Origin of the sequence: Microcystis sp. M31BS1 (assembly GCF_020245285.1) — a bacterium.
Classification (GTDB): Bacteria; Cyanobacteriota; Cyanobacteriia; order Cyanobacteriales; family Microcystaceae; genus Microcystis; species Microcystis panniformis.
In genome coordinates, this window is the sequence record NZ_JADBVE010000274.1 from 1 (window position 1) to 9910 (window position 9910).

8 protein-coding genes and 2 pseudogenes are annotated in these 9910 nt (G+C 43.8%); 4 read left to right on the forward strand and 6 right to left on the reverse strand.

The genetic code is table 11. From position 1 onward, the window contains the following. Positions 1 to 126, forward strand: a pseudogene (locus IM509_RS24155) (RNA-guided endonuclease TnpB family protein); the annotation flags it as partial. A gap of 156 nt (positions 127 to 282) precedes the next feature. Next, positions 283 to 1869, forward strand: a complete 1587-nt coding sequence (locus IM509_RS15985; protein WP_185237662.1) for a serine/threonine-protein kinase — start codon at positions 283 to 285, stop codon at positions 1867 to 1869. A gap of 310 nt (positions 1870 to 2179) precedes the next feature. Here IM509_RS15985 and IM509_RS15990 read toward each other — a convergent pair whose 3' ends face one another. Then, a complete protein-coding gene (locus IM509_RS15990) occupies positions 2180 to 3220 on the reverse strand; it encodes a fatty acid desaturase (RefSeq protein WP_185237663.1) in 1041 nt (346 codons plus the stop codon). A 533-nt stretch (positions 3221 to 3753) separates the two neighbouring features. Further along, a complete protein-coding gene (locus IM509_RS15995; protein WP_052275934.1) occupies positions 3754 to 4668 on the reverse strand; it encodes a Sll0314/Alr1548 family TPR repeat-containing protein in 915 nt (304 codons plus the stop codon). Positions 4669 to 4753: 85 nt separating this feature from the next. Here IM509_RS15995 and IM509_RS16000 point away from each other — a divergent pair, with 85 nt between their 5' ends. Together IM509_RS16000 and rsmG are read left to right on the forward strand one after the other, a co-directional pair. Continuing rightward, a complete protein-coding gene (locus IM509_RS16000) occupies positions 4754 to 5401 on the forward strand; it encodes an ABC transporter ATP-binding protein (protein ID WP_002786686.1) in 648 nt (215 codons plus the stop codon). A 141-nt stretch (positions 5402 to 5542) separates the two neighbouring features. Continuing rightward, positions 5543 to 6220, forward strand: a complete 678-nt coding sequence (gene rsmG / locus IM509_RS16005) for a 16S rRNA (guanine(527)-N(7))-methyltransferase RsmG (RefSeq protein WP_185237664.1) — start codon at positions 5543 to 5545, stop codon at positions 6218 to 6220. Between the two features lie 2 nt (positions 6221 to 6222). Here rsmG and cax read toward each other — a convergent pair whose 3' ends face one another. The 4 genes and pseudogenes from cax to IM509_RS16025 form a co-directional block, all read right to left on the reverse strand. Beyond that, complete coding sequence (cax, locus tag IM509_RS16010) at positions 6223 to 7311, reverse strand: calcium/proton exchanger (RefSeq protein ID WP_185237665.1); 1089 nt, start codon at positions 7309 to 7311, stop codon at positions 6223 to 6225. A gap of 26 nt (positions 7312 to 7337) precedes the next feature. Beyond that, positions 7338 to 7961: a YdcF family protein gene (locus IM509_RS16015; protein ID WP_185237666.1), complete on the reverse strand. Its 624-nt coding sequence runs from the start codon at positions 7959 to 7961 to the stop codon at positions 7338 to 7340. 157 nt (positions 7962 to 8118) lie between these two features. Continuing rightward, the gene (locus IM509_RS16020; RefSeq protein WP_185237667.1) at positions 8119 to 9603 is read right to left on the reverse strand and encodes a site-2 protease family protein; all 1485 of its coding nucleotides are present in this window, start codon (positions 9601 to 9603) and stop codon (positions 8119 to 8121) included. A 112-nt stretch (positions 9604 to 9715) separates the two neighbouring features. Beyond that, positions 9716 to 9910: pseudogene (locus tag IM509_RS16025) on the reverse strand (RRXRR domain-containing protein); the annotation flags it as partial.

Here is a 9910-nt window from a genome sequence, read left to right on the forward strand (position 1 = left end):
AAGGGATTAAGTAGCGTGGGGCGCACGCAAACTTTAAACGCTTCGGGAGAGATTCCCTCTTGGTTGGTTGGAGAAATCCTGCTTGCTAACGGAGACTCAATGAACGAAGAATCCCCGTCTTTTTAGAGCGGGGAGCGTCAAACAAAAAAGGCGTTACAGGCGCTTTGATTGTCTGAGGCCTCTGGCTTTAGACTTTGGGAGATACCCCCCCTTGAGGAGAATCTCTTAAAGTGCATTGTTAAGGTGTGTTAGTAAAAAAGATCGGTCAATTGGTGGCTCTAGATGACCTACTGCCTTAATCCCAACTGTACTCAACCGAAAAACGCCCCGACAGCGTTAATCTGCGAGAGTTGCGGTTCAAAACTTCTTCTGCACGACCGCTATCAAACCCTACGCATTTTGGGGAAAGGTGGGTTTGGGGCAACTTTTGTTTCATCGGATCTGTCCCTACCAGATAAGCCCCTCTGTGTGGTCAAACAACTGCAACCTCCCCCTCAAGATGCTAATGTTTTTCGCATGGCGAGGGAACTTTTTGATCGAGAAGCGGCCACCTTGGCAAAACTGGGAGTTCATCCGCAGATTCCCCGATTATTGGACTATTTTGAAGATAATCAACAGTTTTATCTAGTTCAAGAATACGTTAAAGGTCATAACCTGCACCAAGAGGTCAAAAAACGCGGACCGTTTAGCGAAGCGGGAGTCAAACAGTTTTTAAGTGAACTCTTGCCGATTTTGAAATATGTCCACGAGCAAAAGGTAATTCATCGGGATATCAAACCCGCTAACCTAGTTCGTCGGCAAACAGACCGAAAATTGGTTCTGATTGACTTCGGGGCTGTCAAAAATCAAGTTAATAGCGTCATGGCCAATGCCGATTCTCAAACCGCTTTCACTAATTTTGCCGTGGGTACCCAGGGTTTTGCCCCCCCCGAACAGATGGCCATGCGTCCCGTTTACGCTAGTGATATCTATGCGGTGGGAGCTACCTGTCTCTATCTACTCACGGGCAAATCTCCTAAAGCGATTGAAGTTGATATTAATACAGGTGAATTACTCTGGGAAAAATTAGTCAAGGTGAGTCCCCAGTTTGCTAAAGTCCTGAAAAAAATGCTGGAAGTCTCTGTCCGTCATCGCTACAAATCCGCCCAAGAGGTAATGGATGCTTTAGACATGACGGCTTATGCCGATAGTCTAGCCCAAAGTTTAATCGCCGCTCCAATGGTTACTTCCCAGCCCCCCCGACAAGATTCAGGTTCGATAGCCACTTCCTCCGTTTCTGGCCTTCTCAAGTCTAAATTTCGTCCCAAAAATCAAAATCCAGAGGCCTCTCCAGATAATATGCTGGGGGGACAGATGGCTTTTTCACTGTCTAATACAAATGTATTGATCAAAAGTCAAGCCCGCAGCAGCACAGAGCTAACCTTACTGAAGAAAAAACCCCGCTTAGATGAAAAAGCGATTCTCGATGCTTACAATAACGGCCGGCGCAATTTCGCCCAAGAGGAATTACCAAATCTCAATCTGGCCAAAGCCAAACTTTTTGGCATCAATTTCTGTCAATCCAAATTAACAGGAGCTAATTTACGAGGGGCGGATCTGTCCAATGCGGATCTGGGCCGGGTTAATCTCAGTCAAGCTATTCTCAAAAATACCAATTTAAATAATGCCTATCTCGGTTATGCAGATCTGGAAAGGGCCGATTTACGCGGGGCTAATCTCACTGGCGCCCATCTTCGCTACGCTAATCTCAAAGATGCTAATCTTTGCGGGGCTAATCTCTCTGATGCCCAAGTAACTCGAGAACAAATCGCCCTGGCAAAAACCAATTGGTTAACAGTTATGCCCAATGGTAAACGCAGTTTCTGGTAATCTTTTTTCAGTGATCAGTAAACAGTAATCAGTAAACGGTGGCCAGTAAACAATAATCAGCAATCAGTGAAAAGACATTAGGAAACTTCGATTTAATACTGTCACGGCTCTTCTCGACTTTGTATGATAATTTTTGCTTATAGAATCGTGAAATATTTACTGGGAAAGACTTTTAGGACTATTTTGCGGATATTCTATCAGTATAGACCCCGTTTCCACACAGAAACCAGAAGAGCCAAATCTGATAACTTACCCACTGATAACTGATAACTGATCACTGATAACTGATAACTGATCACTGATAACTGATTTAACCGCGGCTTTCCTTAAAGGTTTTGTAGGCGGTTTCGGAGTCGAAAATATGGCAATAATCAACGATTCGCTGCATTAATGCCCAAGAAAACTTGGTTTCTTTCAGGTGACTCCCCCAATTTTCTTGGAGACTAGCGTGAACTTTGCGGAGGTTATAGGAAGGAATCGCCGTCGAGATATGATGGGGGATATGGACATTAATATCGTGACAGAGAATTTCTACCCAACGGGGATAACTACAGTGAACTGTCCCTTCTAGTTGCGCTAAAGCTTGATTCCACTCTTCGGGATAGTAAAATTGAATATCGGGGTCTGTGTGATGGACAAGGGTAAAGGTACTCATCCAAAAATGATAGACAAACCAAGGTACCACCCAAAATTTAACCAATCCCCAGACACCAGTGTAGAAAATGAGGGTTGGGAAAAAAATAGCGGCAAAAACCAGGACGACAATCATCGAAAAGCGCGCTTTTTCCCGTTCGTTCTCCTTGAATTGTTCGATGTTGAAGTGTAGAATCGCCCAGTGGGCGATCGAACCGAGCCACCAGAAACGGCCGCGAATGCCGCGATAAAAGAGACGCACTAAGGGGTTGGCCGAGTTAAAAGCTTCTAATTCCCACGGATCCCAAGCATTATCTATCGTTACCATGTTAGTTTTAGCATGATGGCGATCATGGAGGAAACGCCAGCAGTGGAAGGGATAGATAAGCGGTAAGAGGAAAATATGACCGACAAGATCATTAACCCAGGGTCGATTAGAAAAAGACCGATGACCGCAATCATGGGCGATCACAAAAAATCCCGTTAAAGCTGTACCCGTGAAAATCCAAGCTAAAGGCAGTAAATACCAGGGAGAATAAACTAGCATTGCATAACCCGCAATGACCGCCAAAATATTCGTAATCACACCAAACCAAGCTTTAACTGGGTCTTTCTGGAAATATTCTTTGGGAATGCTTTTAATAATATCTTTCAGTTTAAAGTCTGGCTCGATCGAGGTGATCAACTCCCCATGCAATTTATCCGTCGTTGCCGTCATGAAATCTCCAATTACACTTAGGTGAACCCTTGACAAGAAATCAGCTAGGAGGTTTGGCTAAATTCTGCCTACTACCACAAGCCATCTTTTTTGTCAATATATTTTTAACTTTAATTAATAAACTTCCAGTGAAGCTTAATAATCCTTTACTTTATATACCATAAGAGGAGATTTTCTGTTTTGGCAAAATTTGACGGCGGGTGCATCTCATTTTTGTAAATCTACCAATTGGGATTTTTACGGGGAAACTCCCCTGCTAAAATCGGGCGTTGTTTCTGATTTTACCACTCAATCCCAGCTTTTGGGGGGTTATACCCCCCAAACCCCGGAGCGCATTAGTTTTTCGGTGGGATGCTTACACGCAGCTGCTGATACATTTGTCATCATCTAAGAGTCACTGATAATTGCTGATTGTCGGTATTCCTGCAAATCTGAGATGCACCCTTGACGGCTGCCTTTTGCCTCTTGCCTTTTGCCTTCAAAAAATGATAACTGATAAAAAAACCTAAATATTGACTATTTTTAGGCGTTTTTTAACGATTAGCGGTGTTTTCTAGGGATTTAATCTCCTCCTGTACCTTACGGTGTTCGCGATTTAACTGTTTTTTAACTGATTCGGGGAGTTGTTCCTGTTTTTTCAGGGCATTATTAAAGTAATCTAGTGCCAGTTTCAAAGAGCCGGTATTTTTATCCGTATTGCCTTGAATTCTCAGGATTTGACCCTTCAGATACATTAATTCTGGATTATCGGGGGTCGCTTTCAGAGCGTTATCGATAAACCGCAAAGCCTGATCATACTGCTTTAAATCCCGGTAAGCTAGAGCTATACCTCGATCAACCAAGTAATCAGGACTCCCGTATGTTTCTAGCCGTTGAATTGCCTCTTGGGGACTAGAAAAGGGCAGATTAACCGCTAAAATCAAATCCATATAACCCTTTAACAGGTTCAATTCCGGATCCGTAGGACTAACCTTTTCTGCGGTTTCCAAATACTGAAACACCTGTTGTAATCTGGGGATAGCCGATACTGCTCCTTCGGTTTGAAAAACGTAGGTTCCCTCCAAAAAACTCCCCACCGCGAGATACAAATTTCCCCTTAAAGGGTCGCTGTCCTGCATTTGTTTGGCCGCTTCCTTAGTTTTCTCGGAGTAGGTTTTGAGGGTGTTCCAATCCTGGTCGGTAAAAGCAAGAGAGGCACGCATAGCATGGGACAAAGGTTCTTGGGGTTCCTTTTCTGTGGCCTCAACAATTAATTTTTTTGCCTCTAGATAATTACCTTGTTTAAAAATAGCGTTAAAAGCGGCCTCGGTCTTATCACCAATCGGTCGGGGATTGGTTTTGCGGAAAGGATCTCCGGCCAACCCGGGACCAATCCAGTTAACCACTACCATAACAGCCAGCGAAGCACCGATCGCCATTTTTTTCGTTAAACCTAACCTCAGCACCATGGTCAAAAGTCTCCTTGAGCGAATGAAAAAATCTGTCACAATAGAAACGGGTTTCTAGACTTAATTTCCAGTTATTTTCCTGTCAATGCTTTATCTCAAAGATGTGGTTTATCATCCCCCCGCTGCCCTCAATCCCATTTTACAGGGGATTAATCTCGAATTAGCACCCCAAGAATTAGGTCTGATTGTTGGCCCCAGTGGTTCTGGAAAAACGACTCTTTTGGAAATTCTAGCAGGCTTTGCCGATAAAACAGCAGGGACGATTCACTGGCGCGACCAAGAATTAACGGTACTGCACCTGCAACAATTAGGAGGAATCGTTTTTCAGTTTCCTGAACGTCATTTTTGCGGTAAAACCATCCTTGAGGAGTTGCGTCTCGGTCATCCAGAGATTAAAAGCGATCGCCTAACGGCGGCCTTAAAGGAGGTAGGATTAGAAAATATTCCTCTGGATACTTCTCCCCACAATCTTAGTGGAGGTCAACAGCGTCGTTTATCTCTCGCTGTCCAGTTAATCCGGCAGCCTAATCTGTTACTTCTCGATGAACCTACGGCCGGTTTAGATTGGTCTATGCGTCGTCAATTGGCTAAACTTCTCGCTAGTCTCAAACAACACTGGACTTTATTAGTAGTTAGTCACGATGCTGGGGAATTATTGCCTATTGCTGACCGTCACTGGAAAATTGAACAAGGACATTTGAGGGAAGTAAAAAGTGAAAAAACAGATAGTTGAGATTTTAGGGTTTTGAGGTTTTAGGGTTTTAGGGTTTTAGGGTATTGGGGTTTTTAGTTGAAATTCCCCACTTCCCCACTTCCCCACTTCCCTCATACCTGATAACTGATGACTGATAACTGATAACTGATAACTGAATTAATGATCCTTCCTGAATTATTTGACCTTTGGCAAGAAACCCTAGAATGGCAACCCGATGGGGCCATACAAGCGCGATTTCAACAACTTTATGAGTTGATTTTAGAGGGTAATCAACGTTTTAATCTCACCCGAATTACCCAACCGGAGGAGTTTTGGGAAAAACATCTTTGGGACTCTTTATCGGGTTTAGCTTGGTTACAAAAATCCCAGCCGGATCTATTGACAAAATCCCTATCAGTCATTGATTTGGGGACGGGGGCCGGATTTCCGGGGGTGCCAATTGCGATCGCCTATCCCCATTGGTCGGCGACTCTCTTAGATTCCACCCAAAAAAAGATTAATTTTCTTGAAGAAGTTATTGACAAATTAGAGTTAAATAACACGAAAACTCGTTTAGGTCGGGCGGAAATCGTCGGGAAAAACCTTAAACATAACTGTGCTTACGATATCGTCTGTTTGCGAGCGGTAGGTAATGTGGATATCTGTGTTAACTATGCTTTGCCTTTCCTGAAAAAGACCGGAATCGCTATTCTCTATCGTGGTCAGTGGTCGTCGGAGGATAGTTTAAGTTTAGAGAAGAATCTAGAGAAAGCCGGCGGTAAAATCCTCAAAATTGCCAGTTTTACCACTCCCTTGAGCCAAAGCATCCGTCATTGTCTATATATCTGCAAGGGATAACTCTAAGCGGTGAGAGGATGAAAAAAGAAAGCCAAGGCCAGGATAGTATATGTAGCTAAGAGTAACATTCCTTCCAACCAATTCGATCGCCCATCACTACTAATCGAATTAGCCAACCACACCGCCACAGCCACTGCCACCAACTCAAAGGGATTAAAATTTAGATCCATGGGCTGACCGATAATATAACCCATGATAACCAAAACCGGAGCCACAAACAGGGCGATCTGCATACTGGAACCGACGGCCACAGATACCGATAGATCCATTTTATTCTTAAGAGCGACGGTGACAGCCGTAGCGTGTTCGGCCGCATTACCGATAATAGGCAAAAGAATCACCCCGGTAAACAGCGCCGTTAAACCTAGCTGTTCCGTAGCCTCCTCTAGGGATGCCACTAATAACTCCGATTCTACGGCCACGGCGATGGTAACGATCAATAAAATCAAAGACCAAAACCAGATTTTTGGCTTTTCGGGGTTTTCTCCAGTGCTTTCCTCCTCGATACCTGCAATCCCGACATCGTAGAGATAGGTGTGGGTTTTCATGGAAAATAAGAGACTTAAACCATAGACGAAAATTAACACCGCTGCCACGGCCACGGATAGACGCTGTAGGACTACTTCCCCGACTCCCGTGGAGGTAAATTGCACGGCAGTGGGTAAAAGAATCGCCACCACCGCTAAATTCATCGCCGAAGCATTTAAACGAGCGGTTATCGGTTGAAATTCCTGTTCTTTGAAGCGTAAACCGCCTAAAAACATCGATAATCCCATAACTAAGAGTAAATTACCGATAATTGAGCCAGTAATCGTCGCTTTTACCACATCGATGAACCCTTCGCGCAAAGCGACATAGGCAAGAATTAATTCTGTGGCATTGCCAAAGGTGGCATTCATCAAACCACCAATATTTGGCCCGACCACCACCGCAATCGCTTCCGTGGCTTCCCCCATGTAGGCCGCTAGGGGGATAATGGCTAGACAAGCCGTGATAAAAACAACTGTTCCGCTCCAGTGTAGCAGGGAACCGGCGATCGATATAGGCACAAAAATCAATAGGATGGCGAAAATGGTGTTTTTGCTTAACATAAAGTGAGTATTTTGTCAAGATAATTTTATTTTGATCGGAGATGGGAACTAGAAGCGGATTCTAGCCAAAATTCCCCGGTGGAACCGCTTATTACCCATAATATTGCCCTAAAACCGTCTCTGAGGGACTTTTCTAGGGGTTCGGGGGGTGATTGGGAGGGAACAGTCACCGGTTTAATCACAATTCCGCGACTACCAAAAACAATTTCTCCCACTAATCGCGCCCTTCTCATGTGATTATCGGAAGTGACTAGATAGACACTATCAATACCTTGGGCTTTCAGTTGATCGGCTAGGCTAGTAAAGTTAGTGACAGTATCTCGCGCATTGTAATCGAGATGGAGACGTTCTAGGGGAATTCCCGCTTTTTTAAAAATCTTTTTCACATATCGTCGCGGACTACCGGAAGATACCCAAATCGGTAGATCGGGATATTCCTTAGCTAATTTTGCCGCAAAACGTTCTCGAGCGGCATGACCTCCCAAAACAAAAATCGCTTCCGGTTTTAGCCACTGCTGACGTAAATCGTGGTATAACCAGCCTAAACTCGCCAAAATTAGCGGAATAGCCAGCAATTTTAACCTAGATTTGCCTAACTTCGCTTTCAGAGAAACTCGCTTTTTTCTGCGAGAATTAGCCTTGAGAACCATATATCAGTGATCGGTGATCAGTTGTCAGCCTTCAGCTTTGTGGATTAAAGTGATCGAGGGTGAGGGTCATCGAACTCACATTGACGTAGGAGATAGGGATTGTATCCCCTAACTGACCGATAATTTTCCCGGAACTCAGGTTGATTGATGCAGTCGCTTACATTCCCCACCAACGGGCCACCGCTTCGGGAAGGGGTAGCAAAATACTTAATAACAAAGCCAGGGAAAATAAACCTAATAAATCTCGTTTATTATCCAATTCCGTCACGTCATTTAAAGCAGGTTGATCGCTGACTGGCATTAATAAGAGAATAATCGCCCAGAGTAAAAAATCTGGCTGTACTAGGGCTAAAATAAACATGAATAATCGAGTTAATTTACCGATAATTATGGCGGTTTTCTGCCCATACATGGCGTGAACAATATGACCACCATCCAATTGACCCACGGGCATTAAATTTAGGGCTGTAACGATAATTCCCACATAACCCGCCACCGCTAAAGGATGTAAATGGATCGCTTTTCCCGCGATTAAATTACTGCCGAGGGCTAGTTTAGCTAGGATAGATAAGAGAAAAGAAAACTGCGGATTTAAGGACTGAAAAGTTAATAAACTGCTTTGATTAGTTAGGGGAACTATTTCCGAGAGGGACAATCCCCAAAACAGTAGAGGAATAGCGATAATTATACCCCCCAAAGGACCGGCCACCGCCACATCAAATAAAGCTTTGCGGGTGGGTACAGGCGATCGCATTTGAATAAAAGCCCCGAAAGTGCCTAGGAAGAAAGGAATGGGGATAAAATAGGGCAAAGTAGTTTTAATTTTATATTTAACGGCCGTAAAATAATGACTGAATTCGTGCAGTCCTAAAATAGCAATTAAGCCTAAACTGTAGGGTAAACCTTGCAATAATAAACTAGAATTATTTTCTAATTGTTGGGCGGTAATGCCACTTAATCCCGCACCGATATATGTGGTGGTTAAGAGAGTTAATAACAATAAACCCAGGGCAAGAAAGGGGCGAGTAATTTTTTCAGTTTCTATAGTTTCTGTTTTTTGCTGCCAGGGATTAGCCACAAGAGCGAAAAAAGGTTGTCCCTGAAAACTTTCTTGGAAAAGCAATAAAAAGCGATCCCCAAAAACCTTCTCCACATTGTTTTTAATCACTTGATAAGCTTCTTCGGGAACCGCTCGCAATTTGCCCCGACAGAGAATTGCCTGGGGACGATAATCGATATTTTGCAGATAATAAACACCCCAAGGAAAACAATCTCTTAGGGATTTTTCCTCTTCGGCAGTGATCGGTTTTAAATCATTTTTAGGTGCAGGATTATCAATATTTTCTAGGACTAAATTCGCTGTTTTTGGTGGTGATGGGGGGCCTTCTTGGGGAGTAACCCGCCCCCTTTGTACTAACCACCAGTACAAAAAAGGGCAGATCACAAAAGGACCGAACAGCAAAAATGCCGGTATGGGAGTATCCTCTCCATAGATTAACGTCCAGCCAGTCCAAATTAGAGCCGGAGTCATCAGGACTAACCAAATTAACCAAACTGGTGTTGTCGTGATTTTGGCCACGCTACGCTTGACGATAAAATAAGTGAAACCGCCAAGAATCCCTAATAACAACCACATTTCCATATCGGCTCTTTTCTCTTGAATAAAAAGCGGCTAATTTCAGCCGGCCTGGTCATCGAAAAACTGGGTCTGAAACCCCGCCCTTTAGCGATAGCGGAGGGCGGCTTTATACAAGTTAGTGAGAAACAATTAAACCGTTAGAACGACGAATTAACTGAATCTTGCTAATAGCTATCTGTCCCAATCGTTTCCAACTGGTATCGCTTACAGATAGCTGTTTTTCGGTATCTCCACTAACATAACCAATTCCTTTGGGAGAAGAAACTAAATCTCCTTTACGGAACCCATGTCTTGTGGTAGAGCCACCATA

What these genes read in the sequence shown, in the direction of transcription:
- IM509_RS15985 (WP_185237662.1), top strand. Translation starts at nt 283, where the DNA reads ATGACCTACTGCCTTAATCCCAACTGTACTCAACCGAAAAACGCCCCG.
- IM509_RS15990 (WP_185237663.1), bottom strand. Translation starts at nt 3,220, where the DNA reads ATGACGGCAACGACGGATAAATTGCATGGGGAGTTGATCACCTCGATC.
- IM509_RS15995 (WP_052275934.1), bottom strand. Translation starts at nt 4,668, where the DNA reads ATGGTGCTGAGGTTAGGTTTAACGAAAAAAATGGCGATCGGTGCTTCG.
- IM509_RS16000 (WP_002786686.1), top strand. Translation starts at nt 4,754, where the DNA reads ATGCTTTATCTCAAAGATGTGGTTTATCATCCCCCCGCTGCCCTCAAT.
- rsmG (WP_185237664.1), top strand. Translation starts at nt 5,543, where the DNA reads ATGATCCTTCCTGAATTATTTGACCTTTGGCAAGAAACCCTAGAATGG.
- cax (WP_185237665.1), bottom strand. Translation starts at nt 7,311, where the DNA reads ATGTTAAGCAAAAACACCATTTTCGCCATCCTATTGATTTTTGTGCCT.
- IM509_RS16015 (WP_185237666.1), bottom strand. Translation starts at nt 7,961, where the DNA reads ATGGTTCTCAAGGCTAATTCTCGCAGAAAAAAGCGAGTTTCTCTGAAA.
- IM509_RS16020 (WP_185237667.1), bottom strand. Translation starts at nt 9,603, where the DNA reads ATGGAAATGTGGTTGTTATTAGGGATTCTTGGCGGTTTCACTTATTTT.